The following is an 18357-nucleotide window of genomic DNA, read 5'->3' on the forward strand; positions in this document are numbered from 1 at the left end:
AGCTACTTTTCCAGAAACTGCTGCGCATCGCGGAGGCTGCTTTCCGTTTTCTCTTTTACCTCCAGAATTCTCTTTTTTTCGTTTTCGAAATACTGACGTACTTCATCGTCATTTGGAAGTGCCCTGGCAGAATCGGCTTCGTACCCGTGCATCCATTCCCACATCAGGCTGTCTGCCGTGTGCAATCTTACCAGGAGGTCATTGGCTTTGAGTCTTTGTTCGGCCACGGTATTGCTGCTTATGCCCTCCTGCTGAAGACTGTCCAGTTTAGCGATCTTGCTTTTGATTTCTTCGGAATAACGATTGACGTCCTCCAGTTTGGGCATAATTTCGTCGTGAATGTCCAGGATTTCACCGTCTATTACAGCATAATCGTTTTTGTCGGCAGAGGAGCAACCGGAAAAAAGCAAACCGGCAATCGCCAGCGTCGGGAGGAATCTGAAAGCAGTCATCATGTGTCTGTTTGTATTTGCCAATGAAGGGACTTACCTGTAAAGATACGGAAATAGATTCGTTAAAGGGAGTTTTTTAGAAGTTCCCGCGCATTTGCCACCACTGATTCGGAAGGGTTCTGACCGCCGATCATCTGGGCCAGCTCTTCAATTCTTTCTTTCTCTGAAAGCTGCCTGATTTTGCTGATAGTGGTCTGCCTGGTGTTATCTTTATAAACAAACAGGTGCTGATCGCCGAAAGCCGCTATCTGATGGAGGTGAGTAATTGTGATCAGTTGATGCTTTCGCGCCATTTGCTTCAACATTTCCCCCATTTTCCGGGCAATTTCACCGGAAATTCCACTATCTATTTCGTCAAAAATAAGTGTTCCCAGCTGTTTTTTCTCTGCTACAGCGTATTTGAAGGCGAGCATGAGGCGAGAAAATTCACCACCTGAGGCCACATTCCTGAGCGGCTGAGGCGGCAGCCCCTTGTTGGCGGAGAACAAAAAGTCAACTCTTTCCAGACCGCTTCTGGCCGGGACTGCCTGATCGGTCAGGTTCACCTGGAAAACAGCGTGCGCTATCCCCAAATCCCGCACGAGCGACGAAATCAGCTCTTCAAAGCGCGGTATGATGGCTTTCCTGGCTTTGGATAATTCCCTGCCCTGGGCCAGCATCTGGTTCAACGCCTCTTCCGACTCCTTTTCCGCTGCTTTCAGCACTGCATCAAGGCTTTCAAACCTGTCGATTTTTAGCCTCAGGTCGTCTCTTATCTCTATCAGCTCATCCGGATGCCCCACCTGGTGTTTTTTTGTCAGCTGGTAGAGGTTATCCAGGCGCTCGGCCACGGTAGCCATTCGCTCGTCGTTGATTTCAACCTGGTCTGCAGCGTCATCTATTTCGCCGGAGATGTCTTTTAGTTCAACCAGCACGTCCTGCAGGCGCTGCGCCAATGCCTGGTAAGCCGGGGCCAGCCGGTTGATTTGCTGCAGGGCGTAGGCGCTTTCATTCAGAAGAGTAAGCGCAGAAACCTCCTGGCCGTCCAGGCCTTGCTGAATGCCCAGGAATTTTGCCTTAATTTCGGCGGCATGCTCCAGGATCGCCAGCTCACTTTCAAGACCGGCACTTTCACCGGCCCGGAGGTCGGCGTGGTCCAGCTCCTGCCAGAGGTAATGGTGATAATCATTTTCTTTGCGGATCAGCCCGGCTTCCTCGTTGATTTTCCGGAGGGCTTCTTCAGCTTTTTTGTAGGCGTCATAGCGCTCTTCGTACAGTCTCAACTTTTCGGAGTTGCTCCCGAATGCGTCCAGCAGGTCAGTTTGTACAGACCCGTTTCCGAGCAGTATCGAATCGTGCTGGGAATGGATGTCGATCAGTTTTTCGGTAATTCGCTTCAGGAGGTCGAGATTTACCGGGGTGTCATTTACAAAAGCGCGCGACTTCCCGTTGGGAGTAATTTCCCTCCTGATAAGAGTGAGCGGTGCATAATCCAGCTCTTCCTCCTCAAAAAGAGCCTGCAACCCATACCCGGACAATTCAAAGGTCCCTTCGATAATACATTTGGAGTCCTGCGATTGCAGCACCCTGGTTTCTGCACGTTGCCCGAGGAGCAGGCCGATAGCTCCCAGCAGGATAGACTTCCCGGCTCCCGTTTCACCCGTGATAATGGTCAGGCCCGGAGACAAAGGGAGTTCCAGGTGATCGATCAGGACATAGTTCTTTATCAGCAGATGGGTGAGCATGTAACTGTATTTAATTAATTCCCGAAATTAACCAAGAGCAAGGCAAACTGAAAGCGATTGTTCAGAAAGGCGCAGGCATATCGTATACTACTACGTCTATGTCGGGAATCGGGATCGAATGCGGGTGAAACCGGTTGTCTTCAAGCAAAAGCCGGGTTGAAGATTGTTGGGTTACCCTTCCGAAGAGCGTATCCCCGGTTCTTTTGACAACATTTACCGGCGTATTTTTAGGAAGGGTAACGGGTGTTTCACCGGACAGGCGTTCACCAAAAACCCTGGTAAGTCTTTTCTTCATGCGATGCAGGCACTTAAGGTGACCTAAAGTTACTGCTGTTTTTGTAACCGTGCGCGTATTTTTTTGGCTTTGCTTTTGATGCCGGGCGAAGGGTCTTTCTCCAGTTCCAGTTCGAGTATCGCCAGAAGCTCTCCTTTCAGGTCGGGATAGAAGCCGGTCAGGCGGGCGAGAACGGACATACTGAATGATTTTATGGCGATCGGCTCATTCCCGGAAACCAGATAGCCGAAGCAGAGGTTGACCAGGTCTGAATGGAGGTCGGAGGGAAGCGGTACCAGTGCAAGGATGCGAAGTCCGTTGCGTTTTACCGCGTCTGGAACAGGACGTTGTTTCAGGCGGTCCACCAGTTGGGGAAGATAGGGATGGAGCGCCTCAGGCGTATGATCGGCGATGGCGCTCAGCACCCAGGAGATCCTTTGAACCTCCCTGTAATCGCCGTGCCGGAGGAGATGAACGGCGGCCGCCAGTTTCTCGTCTTCCCGGCCTATCCAGCCTACGATGATGTCGCGCTGAACCCGCGAGTGACCGCGCAACAACAGTTCGCTCAATTCATTTACCCAAATATGACGCATGTTACGCTTAAATTTTTCCGGTCGGCCCGTGAGATGGCGTCAGTGTGGCAGCCGGTTCCTGAAGTATCCGTACATCCAGGTGCCCAGCAGCGCGCTCAGGAGGGTGATGATAATGGAAAGATAGCCGGCGCCGATTTGCGCGAAGAGCGGGCCCGGACAGGCCCCGGTAATGGCCCAGCCTATACCAAACAGGATGCTTCCGTAGACATTTCCCTTGTGAAATATTTTAGGCGCTATCGAAATCGTTTCGCCGTTCAGTGCCCTGACTTTTAGCCTTTTCAGAACTTGCACCGAAAGCATACCGACTGCGACTGCGGAGCCGATGACACCATACATATGAAAGGAATCGAACCGGAACATTTCCTGTATGCGGTACCAGGAAACAATCTCCGCTTTGACAAAAACAATGCCGAATACTATTCCGAGCAAGACGTAAAGAATACGGTACCCGGACTCACTTTTGCCGGAATGGTAAGGTTTATACTTGGTGAATTCGTCGGAATCAATCAAGTCATGATGGGGTCGTAATGCCATAAGCCAGGATTAAAGAACCAATTTTAAAATAGCCGGAATAAGGAACCAGGTTGCGGCTATACCGCTTGCCATGAAACAAATGGTGGCCACCAGTGAAGGCCATTGAAGGTTGGAAAGCCCCATTATAGCATGCCCCGAAGTGCAGCCGCCTGCATACCGGGTGCCGAAACCTACCAGGAAGCCGCCAACTACCAGGAAGATGAAGCTTTTGAGTGACACAAGGTGATCGGTGCCGAAAAGCTGGGGGGGCAGGAGCCCTGAAAAGTCGTTCAACCCGCCGGCGGCCAGTATCTCGCGGGTATCGGGTGCAATGATCATGTCTTGCGGATTGGCCAGTAAAATGCCGCCTATGTAGCCGCCTATGAGAATGCCGAATACGAACAGGAGGTTCCAGATCTCGTCCCGCCAGTTATAGTTGAAGAAAGAAATGTTTGAAGGGAAGCATGCGGCGCAGATATGCCGCAGCGAAGATGAAATACCGAATGGCTTGTTTCCCAACAGCAACAAAGCAGGAACGGTAAGCCCGATCAACGGCCCTGCGATATACCAGGGCCAGGGGGCGCTAAGAATATCCGTCATGGGTATTATAGTTTATTATGCGTTAATCGGGAATACGTATAATAACTGTGCCAGGAAGTGCAGATCGCTCAGGGGACCGGTTTAGACGGGGTGCTTGTCGGCCAGCGTAAGGATCTCTTTCGCAATTTCATGCGCGGCATCGGGGAAGCCAGACTTGCTGCAATTTGCCGAAAGCGTCTTTTGGGCACCAGGATCGGCGAGCAATTCCAGCGCAGTTTTTGCGAGCAGTTGCATGGCCTCACTGTCTTTCACCATCAGTGCCGCGTTTTGCCGGACCAGCGACAGCGCGTTGCTGGTCTGGTGGTCTTCCGCCGCAAAAGGATAGGGGACGAGCACCGAAGGTTTGGCGGCCAGGCAGATTTCAGACACGGAAAGGGCGCCTGCACGAGAAATTACCACATCGGCAGCGGCATAGGCCAGATCCATCTCATAAATAAAATCACTTGACTTCACGGTATTCTGCAGACCTAGTTCCGCGATCCGGTTGCGGGCCTGTTCCACAAAAGATTTGCCGGTCTGCCAGATCACCTGGACACCGGACGACGCGATTTCCGGCAGCGATGCAGCCAGGCTTTCGTTAATGCTCCGGGCTCCGAGGCTGCCCCCCATTACAAAAAGCGTTCTGGCGTTTTCTGAAAGACCGAAATGTTTCAGGCCTTCCGTTTTCTTGCCGGACAAATTGATAATATCTTTCCTGACCGGGTTTCCGGTCAGTTTAATTTTATGGTTGGGGAAAAAACGCTCCATCCCCGGGTAAGCTACACAGATTTTTGCGGCTTTTTTTGCAAGCATCCGGTTCGTAACCCCTGCGCGCGAGTTTTGCTCCTGGATAAGTGTCGGGATACCGGCAAGGGAGGCCATCTGTAAAAGCGGCCCGCTGGCAAATCCGCCGACACCTACTGCTACCTGCGGCTTAAAGTCGCGTATGATGCGGCGGGCCTTCAGGAGGCTGTTGACCAGTTTGAAAGGAAACAACAGGTTCGCCGGCGAAAAAGAACGCTGAAAACCGACAACTGGGAGCCCGATAATGTCATAACCTGCCCGCGGGACTTTTTCCATTTCCATTTTTCCTAAAGCGCCTACAAAAAGCAGCTCTACTTCAGGGCGGAGTTCTTTCAAGGCATTTGCGATCGCAATGGCCGGGTAGATATGCCCGCCCGTTCCGCCGCCGCTGATTACAATGCGGGTTGCTGCAGGTTTCAATGTTTTTGTCGCTGGTTTATCAAACGTTCACTTCGTCAAATTCTCCCCGGCTTGCGCTAAGGATCATGCCCATAGCCAGGGCCGTCAGGATCATGGAATTACCTCCCAGGCTGAAAAGCGGCAGGTTCTGGCCGGTAACAGGAAGAAGCCCTACCGTTACCGCCATGGTACAAAGCGCCTGGAAAACAATACCGATGGTATGGCCCATTGACAGCAGGCCGCCAAAGGGCTTTCGCGCAGTTTTGATAACCTGCAGGCCGCGGTACAACAGTGCCAGGTAGAGAAAGATCAGGATTCCGCCAATTAAAGTGCCTCCTTCTTCCACCGTGATGGCATAGATAAAGTCCTTGTTCGATTCAGGCAAAAACCTCCGCTCGGTGCTTTTTCCTATACCTTTGCCGAAAAAGCCGCCGCCCGCCATGGCCATGTAAGACCGTTCCGACTGGTAGGCGACGCTGTCTTTGTTCATGAAAGTTTTGATCCGGCTTGAGGCGGTGCCCATCCGGGTGCCAGCCTTGAAGACCACTGCCAGGCTGGCTACGAAAATCAGCACGGCCGCGGTGAAAGCCAGGTACCTGATCGGGACCTTGCCCACGAAAAGGAGCAGGAACGACACCGCGCCGAGGAGCGCCGCCGTAGAAACGTTGCTCAGCGCGATGAGAAAGCAGATTGCTCCGATCAAAAGAATAGGCTCCGTAAGCAGCTCTTTGGGGGTCCAGCCGCCTTTGATATGGCGTGCCAGGACCAGCGCGAGGTGCGTTATCAGGGCAATTTTTGCAAATTCCGAAGGTTGAAAGCGGTAGCCCACCACCGGGATTTCAATCCAGCGGGACGCATCGTTTACAGATGATCCGGCAAAAACCGCCAGCAACAGCAACGGGATAGAAATGAACACCCCCAGCCTCGTGTATTTGATAAATTTGGTGTAGGGGATCAGGTGAATCAAAAACATAATCAGCAACGCCGCGACGATATGGGCGAAATGCTTGTAGAGATAGTACTCCGTATTGCCGTCGCGAAGCCGGTAGGCTTCCTGTACACTGGAGCTGTAAACAAACGGAACACTCAGGAACAGAATGATCACCGAGATGGCCCAGATGTACTTATCTCCTTTGAGGTTCTGAGAGATCCAGGCCCAGGAAAGAAACTTGCTGTTTTTGTTTTCTTCGCTCATGTCAGTTGGCTTGGGCCATGGTTAATACGGCTGTTCTGAAACGGTCGCCACGGTCTTCGTAATTTTTGAACAGGTCAAAGCTGGCGCAGGCAGGAGAAAGCAATACCACGTCGCCGTCCACTCCCCATTCTTCCGCCTTTTTCAGGGCGTCTTCGAGATTATCGGTTGAAAAGAAAGCAGGAACCAGGCCCGGGAAATATTCTTCCAGTTTGTGGTTGTCCTTCCCCATTGCTATTACGCCTTTCACCCTGGTTTTCACCAGGTCCCTGATGGCATCATAATCATTTCCTTTATCTACACCGCCCAGAATCAGGATAATCGGGGTCGAAAAGCTTTGAAGCGCATAAAATACCGAATCGACATTGGTGGCTTTCGAGTCGTTGACATAATCCACCCCCCGAACGGTAGCTATTTTTTCAAGCCGGTGCGGTGCATTCCTGAAGGTTTGTATTCCGGCGTAAATGGCATCCGGCGATACGCCCGACCGAAGGGCCGCCAGCACCGCACACATTACATTCAGATAATTGTGAGGACCCTTTACGGGCAAAACTGATAGCGGCAGACTAAAAGGACCGGTGGTATAAGATGTGTTAAAAACCAACTGATCCTCCGCCAGGTAGGCGCCGGCGGCCGGGACCGATTTCAGAGAAACCTGGAGCCGAACCGCCTGCTCTTCATGTTTTTCCAGCTCATTTTTAATAACGGCGTCATCCTGGTTGTAGATAAAAACGTCGTCGTCGGTCTGGTTCTGAATGATCCGGAATTTTGAACCGGCGTATTGACTGAAGTCGTATGCGTAGCGGTCAAGGTGGTCCGGGGTAATATTCAGCAGTATTGCCGTGCCGGCTTTGAAATCAAACATGTTGTCGAGCTGAAAGCTGCTCAGCTCAAGGACGTAATATTCGAAGTCCTTTTCCAGCACCTGGCGGGCAAAGCTTTCACCGATATTACCGGCCAATCCTACCGAAAAACCGGCCGATTTCAGGAGGTGGTAGGTGAGCAGGGTAGTGGTAGTCTTGCCGTTGCTTCCGGTGATAGCGATGATTTTCGCGTTCGTGTAACGGCCGGCAAACTCGATTTCGGAAATTACCGGGATACTCTTGCCGAGTAGTTTCTGAACCAGGTCTGCCTTGTCGGGGATACCCGGGCTCTTGACCACCAGGTCGGCAGAAAGAATCAGGCTTTCGTTATGCGATCCTTCTTCGAAAGCAATGCCATGACTTACCAGGATGTTGCGGTATTTTTCCTGCAACGGGCTTTTGTCGGATAAGAATACCTCAAATCCTTTTGCTTGTCCGAGTAATGCTGCGCCGGTGCCGCTTTCGCCGCCACCAAGTATGATCAGTTTTTGTTGGGATGCCATTCGAAGAAAACTATGAGCTGTAAATTTCGCTTTATTTTACGCTCATTTGCAAGCAGGTTTTTTCAATTCTTGGAAAAACAAAACTGCCTGTTCCGGATGTACCCGACGGTTCAGATATTTCTGACCTGGTCAAAATATTTGTTGAAGCGGTTCCGGTTATAGATGAACCGGTAAATTGCAAACGCCAGTACCAGGGGAGACATGGCCAGGCAGACGACACCAAGGTCGATAAGCTTTTCCAGCAAATCGAGCCTGATAATGGTCAGGCCCGCGCCGAGCAGTGTCAGACTTGTGCGGAGGTAGGAGAGAAATGTTCGCTCGTTTGACAATTTGGTTCGCTCAATGGCCATTCGGTCGGCCAGTGCCAACTCGGTTTCAATAGTTTTTTCGATCAGGGGCCTTTTCAGGGAATCACCTTTATTTTCATTTGACTGCATATGCGTGTGTAACACAGGAAATCCGGGTTTTGTTTCATAAGCTTTGAGGGGTGAGGTATGAGTGTGAGAGGACTCCTACCGGACGGTCATTCCGACCGAAGCGGAGGAATCTCCCGCTCCCTGCACCAATTCCCTTTCAGAGGACTTTTTTCTTGCAACAGGAGATCCTTCAGTTCCACTGCGTTCCATTCAGGATGACCATCCGGCAGATGCGCTACCATTGACTTCCATTGACAACATCTATTTGTCATCTCCGCTACAAGGTGTTTTCGCAAAAAACTTTTTTCTCGGGATGACCCAAACCCTCACACCCCATACCTCACCCCTCACACCTCACCCCTCACGCCTACCAAACACCTTATAACCCAGCAGGAAAGTGACAAGCATGGCGATGAAAATAGAAACCTCCAGGGGGTTGAACCAGGCAATGGCGATAAATGAGAATACCGACAGAACCAGCGCTATAGCCGGAAACCAGGGGTAAAGAGGGGCGGTAAAGGGCCTGTCGGCATGAGGCGCTTTCTTTCTCAGGACAAAAAGGCTGACCATGCTGATGATATACATGGCTACAGCTCCGATTGCAGAAAGGGTAATAACCTGCCCGGTAGTGCCGGTAAGCAGTGAGATAAACCCGATAGCGCCGCCGGCAACGAGTGCCCAGTGCGGCGTTTTGAATCTTGGATGCAGGCGGGCAAGCACCTTTGGAAGGTACCCGGCGCGTGCCATTGCGAAAATTTCGCGGGAGTACCCGAACATAATGCTGTGAAAGGATGCGATGAGGCCGAACAGACCGATGCTGGCAAAAACTTTGGTGAGCGGATTGTCTTTGCCGAGTACCTGGCCGATCGTCTCGGGAAGCGGGTAGTCAAGGTTGCTCAATTGCTTCCAATCGGTTGCGCCGCCGGTCAGGATCATTACGCCGAGGGCAAGAAAAACAAGCGTGAGGATCCCGTAGATATAGCCTTTCGGGATGTTTTTCCGCGGCTCGTCTACTTCTTCCGCTACCATCGCAACCCCTTCAATGGCCAGGTAGAACCAGATGGCAAACGGAATGGCGGCAAAAATCCCGCTCCAGCTCAAGGGAAACGCATCTTGGGTAAAATTGCCGATTTCAAAATGAGGGGCTACTATTCCCATATAGAGAAATAATTCTCCAACTGCGAGAAGGGTGATAAACAGGGTGAAGGTCGCGGACTCTTTTACCCCCAGAAAATTGATAATGGTAAAAATGACATAGCTCGCTATCGCGGAAGAGAGTACGGGGATGCCGGGGTACAGAAAATGGATATAGCTTCCGAGTGCAAATGCAATGGCCGGAGGGGCCAGCAGGAACTCTATCAGGGTTGCATAGCCGGCGGCGAGACCCCAGAAAGGGCCGAGTGCCCTTTCCGCATATGAGAATGGCCCGCCGGCCTGGGGAATCATCGTAGTTAACTCCGTGAAACTGAAAATAAAGGTGACATATAGAATAGTAATGATGACCGTAGCAATCAGGAATCCGATCGTTCCGGCGGTCGACCAGCCGTAATTCCAGCCAAAATAATCACCCGAAATTACCAGCCCGACAGCGATTGCCCACAAGTGAATGGGTTTTAAAACTTTTTTCAATGCGTCGGGAGCGTCGTTCGTAGCGGCCATAGGTTTCTGAAAATGAGTATAGGGTATAAAGGGTATACTGGTGGAATAAAATTTCATACCACGCTGTAATATTGAAATTTTATTCCACTAAAGCAGCAATCGGCTATATTTTTGCGTGTCGTTTCTTCCCCCGGTACGGTTGTGGCGCGGGTCAGGATTTATGGAACCGGTGGAATTATGGGTTTTCATTCCTATTTTCGCCGTCTTTATTTAACAAATTCGTTTGATCTTGGCTAGTGAAATAATACCGGATAAGAGATTGCTGTTGGAGTTGGTAAGAGACCGGCTTCAGGCGGCCGTTATTGCCGCGAAACAAGCCATGGACGCGTCGCAGGAGGCAGCAAACTCGGAGGGCAAGAGCAGTATGGGCGACAAATATGAAACCGGCCGTGCCATGGCCCAAATCGACCGGGATATGTACGCGCAACGCTACGATCAGTTAAAAGGTGAGCTGGAAGCGCTCGACCGGATTACGGCCGGAGACTCGTCGTCGGCGAGATTGGGTAGCCTGGTTAAGACTTCGCTGGGGTACGTGCTGCTTGCCGTAAGCATGGGAGTGGTTGAAACCGACTGGGGCAAAGTACTGGTGGTTTCAACGCAGTCGCCACTGGGGCGTGCGGTACTGGGAAGGCAGGCTGGTGACGTTTTTGTGTTTCAGGGGAAGGGACACAAGCTAAGTGCCGTACTATGAATTTCAAAGAATGATCTGATCGAAATTATTTTTGAAATAGCAGGAGTGGTAAGGTTTTAAAAGTATACCGACTACCCAGCCCGAACTTCACAGCTTAAAACGCTTACTTATATGAAACTGAAGATGATCAAGGCCGTATTGGAACATCCACTGAATGAAGGGCGGGCAGTTGGAGCGTTATGTCGATTTTTTAAAAGAGGTGTTATGATCCGTTTGCATAAGGATCCTATGGTTTACCCATTTGTGGAGGGGACTTTTCTCTTGGTGGAAAAGGGAATGGCGAGTGCTGAATTACAGATTTACACCCACTTGTACGATTTCCGGGAAATGGTATTTTTACTCCATTATTTGCGGAAAGGGGATGATGTATTTGTTGATGTAGGGGCCAATGTAGGGGTTTATACCGTGTTGTCTGCCGGGGTTGCCGGTGTGAAGGTGATTGCTATGGAGCCTGCTCCGCAAACTTTTGAAAAACTCAGGCGGAACGTAGTCTTGAATGGGCTCGATAGATTGGTGGAATTGCTTAACCTGGCAATAGGTGACCAAGAGGGAGAGTTGTTTTTTACTGCAAATTTGGATGCTATCAACCACGTTGTCGGGGCGGATAGCCAAGAGGACAAAATAAAAGTACCTTCTGCGACGCTGGACAAATTGTTGGCCGATAAAGAAGTGACTTGTCTGAAAATAGATGTCGAAGGTTTTGAAGCGAACGTGGTGAACGGCGCAGAGGATATTTTAAGGCGTCGGGATCTGCAGGTGGTTATTATGGAGACCAATGGACTAACTGATCAGTATAATTTCGGTCAGAGTTATTTGCATAATAAGTTGCTGTCATTTGGTTTCAAACCCTGCGACTATGACCCCGGGTCGAGGAAATTAATTTCCCTGGACCGCCCGTCGGATACTAATACCATTTATATAAGGGATCAGGAGGCGGCCGGAAGGAGGGTGCTTGAAGGGCGTAAATACTGGATTGCAGGCCGGGAGTTTTAAGGAATGTGCTATCCCGGACTTAATACAAGACCACCAACTGACCTTCCCGGATGATATTGCCATCCGAAACTATTCTTGTAACGTATATGCCCGCGGGAATTGGTTGTCCTGCATACATGCCATCCCAGGTAACGGAATGCTCGTTGCTCTGGAAAATGACTTCGCCCCATCTGTTGAAAACAGTGGTGCGCGGGTTGCGATACTTAGAGCTGATGATCACTTGCCACAGGTCATTAATTCCGTCATTATTGGGAGTAAAAGCGTCAGGTATTATAGGTAGATTTCTTTCCTCCGATGGGACAGAACAGTGTTTTACGTTGATTGTCACCGAGGTTTCAGGGGTTTCAACAGGAAAGCATTGGTCTTTTATCAAGGCACGGGCAGAAAAGGTTATTTCATAGGGCGTTTTTTTTTCGGGAAGCAAATAGGAAACTTCCGGACCATATTCGTTGGCAAGGATATTACCGTCGGCTTTCCAGACAAAAGAGCGTTGACCTGCGTCTTCTGCGGTGGCGGTGAGGCCCAGGGATTGATTGGCGCAAGGATCATTTTGGTCGGCTTTCAGGTTTACTTTAATAGATGACGTTTCGAATTCTCCATGATAGAGTGCAAGTATCTCCTCTTCCGAGAGCGCCCTGTTATAAAGATGTACATCGTCAATGACGGCACGGGAAGCCTGCCCATAGTTGTTTCGCGCGCCGATCACAGCTTTTACTTTACCAGTTCCATAGAAGGCAAACTTGCCGGAAATATCACGTTCACAAACGAGTTTTCCGTTCATGAAAAATAAATAAGAGGTCTCGCTTTTTGTAAGCGCCAAATGATACCATTTATTCAGATCAGGCCAAATTCCGGTACACTTTACATTATCACCAACACCCTGATAGCATCCGTGTGCAAACCCGGATAAGGGAGGAGTGGCGTACTCGTCACCCAGAAGAATATGTTGGTCTCCATATTCGCTTCCAACAGAAATCAAGAACATGGCCGCCGCGGGGTCCGGTTTTTTTTGTGGCGACACCCAAAGAGAGTAACTAAACTGGTTTAGCTGAAGAATGCCGGCGTCAAGTTCAATAAAGTTGTATAAGCCATTGAAGTTATAGGCGCTTTCAGGAACTCCAAAACGGTCTTCTGTTAAGGTTGCACCGTTTACTTTCCCGTGGTTAGCATTCCCACTCAGGTCATTTGCATTCCCGGAAAAGGGATAGCAGCCGATCAGACCTTCCTTGAGATCTACTTGGCCGCTTACGCGGATCGCTAGCAGGAAACAGGCCATCGTGAAGAGGAGTAGTGGTGTTTTCATGCAACGGGAGGTTCTTTCCTGCAAATTAGGTGGAAAAACAAGAAATCAAAGCGGAATAGAGCGGCTTCTTTCCGGAGTTTGTCGTGCCGGTCCAAAAGTATACTATTTTCGCTTCTTTCCTCTCGGGAACGGAGGGAATTGCTTCAGCCAGTTGTCAGTTATAGAAGAGATTTCAGGAGAAACCCTGCATAAAAATATAAGAAAAATAAACGTCCCCCCCACAGTAATGCTTCTTAATAAGATCGATAGTAAAATGGTCCAATAGTTGCCAGCCGGGAATTCCGGCAGCAAAAAATTGAGAAGCAGCGAAATAACCCAGATGACAATTGTTAAAAATGTTCGTCTTGTAAATGGTGAAATCTTATAGTGTTGCCATACGAACGCAAGCTTGAACCCGGAAAGGCCGAGTGTAGAAAGCGCAGCGGCGATAGCTGCACCGGTAAACCCGTAAGAAGGGATCAGCCAAAAATTAAGAAAAAGCGAAACTACGGCCGCCGTTATGGTGAGAATAGTCGACCAGCGAAAATGACGGGAATACAGAATTATTTCCGTATTAAGGCCCGTCCCTATGTCAAATAATTTGACGAGCCCAATTAAGAGCACCACTAATTTACCGTCTCCGTAAGTCTCGCCTTTTGGAAGCAACTTGAAGATATCATCAATATTGACCCAAAGAAGCAGAAAGAAAAAGCCGCCTACCAAAAGTTGATGGAGTGCTGATTTTCGCGTCAGACTTTGGATATCTTCTCTTCGTTCTGATCGTAGTGCATCGGAAAGAAAGGGAATCGAGATCTGAGAAATTGCCTTTTTCGGAATTTCTATGATGCTTGCGATGTAAGAGGCGATAATGAAGATACCGGCGCTTACCAACCCTTTTTCACCCGCCAGCATGGACCGGTCGAGTGTTAAAATGATACTCACGCCCAGTCCGCCGATAAGCGTATAGCTTCCGTACCCAAGCATCGTACGCACCTGCTTCCCGTTAAACATCCGCCGGTCGGGCCAACGGATATAGAGCCGGCCCAGTCGGGCAATATAGAAGATGAGGATGCCCACCGCAAGCGCGTACGCGCCGATGACGAGGTAGAGCAGTACATCAAAGCTAAACCATCCGAAACCAAACATCAGGACCAACAGCACATTGGCCACTCTGAGGTACACTTCCCTGATAAAACTCGGGATCGCGATCCGGGAGTGATTTCTCGTATAGGACTCCAGTACCAACAGGTAAATCCAGAGAAAGGTGAACGGAATTACCAGGTAGTGATACTGTACGAGCAGCGGGGACTGGCTGGAAAAATAGCTTTTAATGGCTGGGGTAAAGGCCCAGTAAAGCAGTGTGAAGAGCCCGCCGCCGATAAGCGGAAGTCCGAGGAGAAAAAACAGCAAACCGTGGTGCTGTTCTTCGTCGTTTCGGAACTGGCCGAAAAATTTATCCGCTATGAAAGGTGCGCCGAGATGAGAAAACGTAGCGAAGAGAATAGCGTTTTCCACAAGCAACCTGGAGATGGCCAGTTGTTCCACGCTTAAGAAGTGTGTGGAAATGAACATCTGGTTGATAATACCGACGAGGGCGCCGATATAGAAACCCAGACTGGCTTTCAGACTTTGTCTTACGATAATGCCCACAAACAGGTTGGCTGCTTTTTAATATTGAAAATGCATATGCCCGGCAAAAATACGATTTATCCCAGATCGCGCAATTAAAGGGAAAGCTCTGCTCATTTTTCGACGGAGCAGCGGACGGGGCAAGCGGGGTTGAGCGAATATGCCTGCGCCGGAAGTCGCGATTGTCTGAAAAAAATGTCGGACATTTGTGTTTGACGGCACGGGCAGGGGCGGACAGGAATGCGTAACAAGGATTTCCAATGAATATTTTCCAGAAAATTTGGGTAGCTTTTCTTCAGAAACCGCATAGCAAGTGGCAATTGCGAAATTATGCCAGGAATAAACCGGTAAAACTGGTGGTAGGGGCCTGCTATACCTATTTCCCGGGTTGGATTCATTCGGATGTAGATACACTTGATATTTTAAAGAAAGAAAACTGGGAAAAGTATTTTACCCCCGGTTCAATTGATATTATTCTTGCCGAGCACGTTTGGGAGCACCTCACGCCGGAGCAGGGCCGTTTAGGCTTTGCCAATTGTTTTGCTTTTCTCAAGCCCGGAGGGTTTCTCCGTATAGCAGTCCCCGATGGCTTTCATGCCTCTCCCGAATACATCGAGCGGGTAAGGCCCGGCGGAACGGGGGAAGGTGCCGACGACCACAAACTGTTGTATGACTATCGCCTGATAACAAAAGAGCTGGAAAAGGTAGGGTTTGAAGTGTCCCCCCTTGAATACTTTGACGAACAGAAAGTATTTCATCAAAATCCGTGGGATCCGGGGGACGGTTTCATCGGACGGTCAGCAAAATTTGACAAACGTAACCAGGACGGGAAATTGGTGTACACTTCCCTGCTGGTGGATGCGGTCAAACCGGTTCGTTAGCTATGGCGAAAGAATTGGCTCCAATCGTCGTTTTTTGCTACAATCGGAAAGACCATCTGCAGCAGACCATTGAAGCGCTTCAATTAAATGTACTGGCCCCGGAAAGTACACTTTATATTTTTTCCGACGGATACCGCGGCGAGCGCGACCGGCCGCAGGTCGGAGCAGTCAGGCAATACCTTACATCGATAGCTGGCTTTAAAAAGGTATCTGTTTCTGAGGCCGCGCAGAATCTCGGACTGGGGAAGTCGGTGATCAACGGTGTTACACAGGTATTGGCGCTGCACAAGCGGGTGATTGTGCTGGAGGATGACATGCTCACCACGCCCGATTTCTTGGCTACGATGAATGAACTTCTGGATACTTACGAATCCCGAAGCGACATCTTCTCGGTAACCGGATATGCCCCGCCCGTTCGTTTGCCCGAAGACTATGATCACGATTTCTACCTGGCGCCAAGAGCCAGTTCCTGGGGTTGGGGGACATGGGAGTCCAGTTGGCGGCAGGCCGACTGGGGGACAGAAAATTACCGGCGCCTCCTGAAAGATCCGGAACTAAAAGCGCGCTTTTTAGCAGGGGGAAGTGATTTATGGCCCATGATTTACAAACAACAACATGGAATTACCGATTCCTGGGCGGTACGGTGGTGCCTTTCTCAGGCAGTCTCCGGGGCATATGGAGTGTACCCCGTAAAATCAAAAGTAAAGAACATCGGAACGGACGGCAGCGGAACGAACTTTACTTTTCGCACGACAGCGCACGATGTCGGGTTGACCTCCGAAAGATTGTTGCCGGATGCAGGATTGATGCCGGATGAACGTGTAATTCGGCGGTTCGGCGCTTTTTACGAGTTGCCCTTCTACCTGAAAATAAAAAACCGGGTGAAATTCGGTATTTGACGCTAGGCGTCAAAAGCGGACTAGCTATAAACCCACCAGGGCATAAAAATCGCTTTCCGAGATAATTTCAATTTTATGCCCGAGCGAGATCAGTTGCTGGGCTTCTTGAAGTTTTGTGAGCCTGAACTTTTTCCCGTAACGTTTGATGGTAGCATCACCGGTCACCAGGTAATGGGTAGCGGCGTTGACCGAATTGGAAGGAACGGCGCCCAGGTGTTCGGCCAGGCAATAGGCGTCTTCCCGGCTGAGTTTTCGCAGGTTTCCCGTAAAGACAATGTTTTTGTCGAGTATTGCCCGGCTTTCCGGCAGGTCGGTAATAGCAGGTTCCAGGGGGGATTTTCTCCGTACCCGGTTGGGTATGATAGAGTAAGGCGGGCAGGCGAGAATGTCGTTGACCTGGTTTTCAACTGCCATTTCCCTTGCGAGGAGCGCACAGGCGAGTGCGTCTTCCAGGGCATCGTGATGCTTAAAGGTATGTCCTAGCCGGGCTGCAAGTTTGGAAAGACTGTACGAGGCCTCGTTTTTCCAGTTTGCCTTGGCTGCCCGAAGCGTGCAAAATGCTTTTCCTGGCTGGTAGGTCATGCCGAAATGCCGGCATGAATACCTGAGTATGCCAAGATCGAAGCTTAAATTATGGGCCACCAGCAGCTCGTTCTCGAGCAGCGGCCTTATTTCAGACCATAGTTCAGGAAAGGTAGGCTGGTTTTCCAGCGCTTTGAGACTGATGCCGTGTACTCTGAATTGGTAAAATCCGACTTCGAGCGGCTCCGGCCTGATGAACCATTGCCTGGCGTCGTGAATCTGGCCGTCCACGACCTTTACTACCCCGAGGGCACAGGCGCTGCTCCGTTCGTTGTTGGCGGTCTCGAAATCAATCGCCGTAAAATTCAGACCGGGAATTTTTTCGAGCGTGGGTACGTGCTGCATATCCGGAAGCTACAGTTTTCCCTCCACCCTCAACTGCTTTTTGCGACTTTTAAAGCCTTGCAGCGGAGTATAATTGTTGCTCGGAGTCGGGTAATAGCCCCGGCCATCATAGGGGCGTTTTGCGGGATGCTGCCGGCATTCTTCAGAGCAGGCGCCTTCCATTTGGTCCGAACAGGCTTCACAAATAGGTACATGGAGATTGCATTCGGCATTAGCGCAATTGACCATACGTCCGCTCGGTGTTCCACAAATATGACAGGTCGAAATGACCTCGGGGTTGACCTGGTTGACATCTACCGCCACCCGGTTGTCAAAAACGTAGCACCGCCCGTCAAAATTCTCGCCGCCTTCTTCGAGTCCATAGCGGATAATGCCGCCATGAAGCTGGTACACGTCGGTAAAACCCTGGTCTAGGAGGTAAGCGCTTGCCTTTTCACATTTGATTCCGCCCGTGCAGTAGGTGATTACTTTTTTATGGCGCAGATGCTCGATTTCGCTGACATGCTGCGGCAGCTCCCGCAGGTTTTCCATGTCGAAAGTGACGGCCCCCTTGAACTTGCCAAGCTGGTGCTCGTAATTGGAACGCATATCCACCAATACCACATCCGGGTCATTGAGCATTGCCTTGAAATCGGCCGGCTCCAGGTGCTTGCCCGTCCGGACCGTCGGGTCTACCGGAAGGTCCGAATTGACTATTTCTTCCTTGACACGGACGTGCAGCTTGTGAAAAGCATGTCTGTCATGGTGTTCTACCTTAAATTGTGTCGCGGCAAATCTCTCATCGCTGCAGATATATTGCATGTATTTCTCGCAATCTTCCTTAAGGCCTGATACCGTTCCGTTCAATCCCTCCGGAGAAATAATAACCCGGCCCAGCAAATTGTTCTGAACGCAAAACAGGTGATGCTGATCCCGGTATTCGTCGGGATTTTCAACCCGGGTATAGTTGTAATACAATATGACGCGATAGGCTTTATCTTCCATTACTATCCGGCCCGGTCTCACCCATCCGGGAAGGGGTTTTCAAAAATCTGACTGCAAATATAAGGTTTCCGTAGAAGAGATGGAGCGAGCCCCGGCATGA

20 protein-coding genes are annotated in these 18357 nt (G+C 50.2%); 4 read left to right on the top strand and 16 right to left on the bottom strand.

The features are described 5' to 3' along the window. Positions 1 to 2 precede the first annotated feature (2 nt). From ABD852_RS08935 to eat, 12 genes are all read right to left on the bottom strand, one after another. A complete protein-coding gene (locus tag ABD852_RS08935) occupies positions 3 to 455 on the bottom strand; it encodes a viral A-type inclusion protein (RefSeq protein WP_345027999.1) in 453 nt (150 codons plus the stop codon). 59 nt (positions 456 to 514) lie between these two features. Further along, entirely contained in the window at positions 515 to 2176 is a 1662-nt protein-coding gene (gene recN / locus ABD852_RS08940; RefSeq protein WP_345028001.1) for a DNA repair protein RecN, read from the bottom strand. A 61-nt stretch (positions 2177 to 2237) separates the two neighbouring features. Further along, positions 2238 to 2471, bottom strand: a complete 234-nt coding sequence (locus tag ABD852_RS08945) for a hypothetical protein (protein ID WP_345028002.1) — start codon at positions 2469 to 2471, stop codon at positions 2238 to 2240. 29 nt (positions 2472 to 2500) lie between these two features. Beyond that, positions 2501 to 3043 (bottom strand): hypothetical protein, encoded by a 543-nt coding sequence (locus tag ABD852_RS08950; RefSeq protein ID WP_345028003.1) that lies wholly within the window; start codon positions 3041 to 3043, stop codon positions 2501 to 2503. Positions 3044 to 3082: 39 nt separating this feature from the next. Next, complete coding sequence (locus tag ABD852_RS08955; protein WP_345028004.1) at positions 3083 to 3577, bottom strand: DUF6691 family protein; 495 nt, start codon at positions 3575 to 3577, stop codon at positions 3083 to 3085. Positions 3578 to 3586: 9 nt separating this feature from the next. Further along, entirely contained in the window at positions 3587 to 4156 is a 570-nt protein-coding gene (locus ABD852_RS08960) for a YeeE/YedE family protein (protein WP_345028005.1), read from the bottom strand. Positions 4157 to 4237: 81 nt separating this feature from the next. After that, positions 4238 to 5359 carry an undecaprenyldiphospho-muramoylpentapeptide beta-N-acetylglucosaminyltransferase gene (murG, locus tag ABD852_RS08965; RefSeq protein ID WP_345028006.1) on the bottom strand — a complete coding sequence of 374 codons (1122 nt, stop codon included), beginning with the start codon at positions 5357 to 5359 and terminating at the stop codon, positions 4238 to 4240. Positions 5360 to 5378: 19 nt separating this feature from the next. After that, entirely contained in the window at positions 5379 to 6533 is a 1155-nt protein-coding gene (locus ABD852_RS08970) for an FtsW/RodA/SpoVE family cell cycle protein (RefSeq protein WP_345028007.1), read from the bottom strand. A 1-nt stretch (position 6534) separates the two neighbouring features. Next, on the bottom strand, positions 6535 to 7896 hold the full coding sequence (murD, locus tag ABD852_RS08975) for a UDP-N-acetylmuramoyl-L-alanine--D-glutamate ligase (RefSeq protein WP_345028008.1): 1362 nt from the start codon (positions 7894 to 7896) through the stop codon (positions 6535 to 6537). A 110-nt stretch (positions 7897 to 8006) separates the two neighbouring features. Next, positions 8007 to 8348, bottom strand: a complete 342-nt coding sequence (locus tag ABD852_RS08980; RefSeq protein WP_345028009.1) for a DUF202 domain-containing protein — start codon at positions 8346 to 8348, stop codon at positions 8007 to 8009. 71 nt (positions 8349 to 8419) lie between these two features. Then, positions 8420 to 8584, bottom strand: coding sequence for a hypothetical protein (locus ABD852_RS08985; protein WP_345028010.1), 165 nt, complete (start codon positions 8582 to 8584; stop codon positions 8420 to 8422). Between the two features lie 82 nt (positions 8585 to 8666). Next, the gene (gene eat / locus ABD852_RS08990) at positions 8667 to 10028 is read right to left on the bottom strand and encodes an ethanolamine permease (protein ID WP_425568792.1); all 1362 of its coding nucleotides are present in this window, start codon (positions 10026 to 10028) and stop codon (positions 8667 to 8669) included. 172 nt (positions 10029 to 10200) lie between these two features. On the opposite strand from eat, the gene ABD852_RS08995 reads away from it, so the two are divergent. Both ABD852_RS08995 and ABD852_RS09000 read left to right on the top strand, forming a co-directional pair. Beyond that, complete coding sequence (locus tag ABD852_RS08995; RefSeq protein ID WP_345028011.1) at positions 10201 to 10662, top strand: transcription elongation factor; 462 nt, start codon at positions 10201 to 10203, stop codon at positions 10660 to 10662. A gap of 111 nt (positions 10663 to 10773) precedes the next feature. Further along, complete coding sequence (locus tag ABD852_RS09000) at positions 10774 to 11655, top strand: FkbM family methyltransferase (RefSeq protein ID WP_345028012.1); 882 nt, start codon at positions 10774 to 10776, stop codon at positions 11653 to 11655. 19 nt (positions 11656 to 11674) lie between these two features. On the opposite strand, the gene ABD852_RS09005 is transcribed toward ABD852_RS09000, so the two are convergent. Together ABD852_RS09005 and ABD852_RS09010 are read right to left on the bottom strand one after the other, a co-directional pair. Next, on the bottom strand, positions 11675 to 12958 hold the full coding sequence (locus ABD852_RS09005) for a LamG-like jellyroll fold domain-containing protein (protein ID WP_345028013.1): 1284 nt from the start codon (positions 12956 to 12958) through the stop codon (positions 11675 to 11677). A 102-nt stretch (positions 12959 to 13060) separates the two neighbouring features. Continuing rightward, positions 13061 to 14587, bottom strand: a complete 1527-nt coding sequence (locus tag ABD852_RS09010; protein ID WP_345028014.1) for an oligosaccharide flippase family protein — start codon at positions 14585 to 14587, stop codon at positions 13061 to 13063. Between the two features lie 239 nt (positions 14588 to 14826). Here ABD852_RS09010 and ABD852_RS09015 point away from each other — a divergent pair, with 239 nt between their 5' ends. Together ABD852_RS09015 and ABD852_RS09020 are read left to right on the top strand one after the other, a co-directional pair. Beyond that, positions 14827 to 15447, top strand: a complete 621-nt coding sequence (locus ABD852_RS09015; RefSeq protein ID WP_345028015.1) for a class I SAM-dependent methyltransferase — start codon at positions 14827 to 14829, stop codon at positions 15445 to 15447. Between the two features lie 2 nt (positions 15448 to 15449). Next, on the top strand, positions 15450 to 16346 hold the full coding sequence (locus ABD852_RS09020) for a glycosyltransferase family protein (protein ID WP_345028016.1): 897 nt from the start codon (positions 15450 to 15452) through the stop codon (positions 16344 to 16346). Positions 16347 to 16370: 24 nt separating this feature from the next. Here the strand turns inward: ABD852_RS09020 and ABD852_RS09025 are convergent, their stop codons facing one another. Then, the gene (locus tag ABD852_RS09025; RefSeq protein ID WP_345028017.1) at positions 16371 to 17273 is read right to left on the bottom strand and encodes an exonuclease domain-containing protein; all 903 of its coding nucleotides are present in this window, start codon (positions 17271 to 17273) and stop codon (positions 16371 to 16373) included. Between the two features lie 9 nt (positions 17274 to 17282). Beyond that, positions 17283 to 18257 (bottom strand): oxygen-dependent tRNA uridine(34) hydroxylase TrhO, encoded by a 975-nt coding sequence (gene trhO / locus ABD852_RS09030; RefSeq protein WP_345028019.1) that lies wholly within the window; start codon positions 18255 to 18257, stop codon positions 17283 to 17285. Between the last annotated feature and the right edge of the window lie 100 nt (positions 18258 to 18357).

The organism is Ravibacter arvi (genome assembly GCF_039540405.1).
GTDB lineage: Bacteria > Bacteroidota > Bacteroidia > Cytophagales > Spirosomataceae > Ravibacter > Ravibacter arvi.

Bases quoted from the DNA above. Each gene is read 5' to 3' on its own strand.
- ABD852_RS08970 (WP_345028007.1), bottom strand. From the start codon at position 6,533: ATGAGCGAAGAAAACAAAAACAGCAAGTTTCTTTCCTGGGCCTGGATC.
- ABD852_RS08935 (WP_345027999.1), bottom strand. From the start codon at position 455: ATGATGACTGCTTTCAGATTCCTCCCGACGCTGGCGATTGCCGGTTTG.
- ABD852_RS09015 (WP_345028015.1), top strand. From the start codon at position 14,827: ATGAATATTTTCCAGAAAATTTGGGTAGCTTTTCTTCAGAAACCGCAT.
- ABD852_RS08950 (WP_345028003.1), bottom strand. From the start codon at position 3,043: ATGCGTCATATTTGGGTAAATGAATTGAGCGAACTGTTGTTGCGCGGT.
- ABD852_RS09000 (WP_345028012.1), top strand. From the start codon at position 10,774: ATGAAACTGAAGATGATCAAGGCCGTATTGGAACATCCACTGAATGAA.
- ABD852_RS09020 (WP_345028016.1), top strand. From the start codon at position 15,450: ATGGCGAAAGAATTGGCTCCAATCGTCGTTTTTTGCTACAATCGGAAA.
- ABD852_RS08945 (WP_345028002.1), bottom strand. From the start codon at position 2,471: ATGAAGAAAAGACTTACCAGGGTTTTTGGTGAACGCCTGTCCGGTGAA.
- murD (WP_345028008.1), bottom strand. From the start codon at position 7,896: ATGGCATCCCAACAAAAACTGATCATACTTGGTGGCGGCGAAAGCGGC.
- trhO (WP_345028019.1), bottom strand. From the start codon at position 18,257: ATGGAAGATAAAGCCTATCGCGTCATATTGTATTACAACTATACCCGG.
- recN (WP_345028001.1), bottom strand. From the start codon at position 2,176: ATGCTCACCCATCTGCTGATAAAGAACTATGTCCTGATCGATCACCTG.
- ABD852_RS09005 (WP_345028013.1), bottom strand. From the start codon at position 12,958: ATGAAAACACCACTACTCCTCTTCACGATGGCCTGTTTCCTGCTAGCG.
- eat (WP_425568792.1), bottom strand. From the start codon at position 10,028: ATGAAATTTTATTCCACCAGTATACCCTTTATACCCTATACTCATTTT.
- ABD852_RS08960 (WP_345028005.1), bottom strand. From the start codon at position 4,156: ATGACGGATATTCTTAGCGCCCCCTGGCCCTGGTATATCGCAGGGCCG.
- ABD852_RS09025 (WP_345028017.1), bottom strand. From the start codon at position 17,273: ATGCAGCACGTACCCACGCTCGAAAAAATTCCCGGTCTGAATTTTACG.
- ABD852_RS08955 (WP_345028004.1), bottom strand. From the start codon at position 3,577: ATGGCATTACGACCCCATCATGACTTGATTGATTCCGACGAATTCACC.
- ABD852_RS08985 (WP_345028010.1), bottom strand. From the start codon at position 8,584: ATGACAAATAGATGTTGTCAATGGAAGTCAATGGTAGCGCATCTGCCG.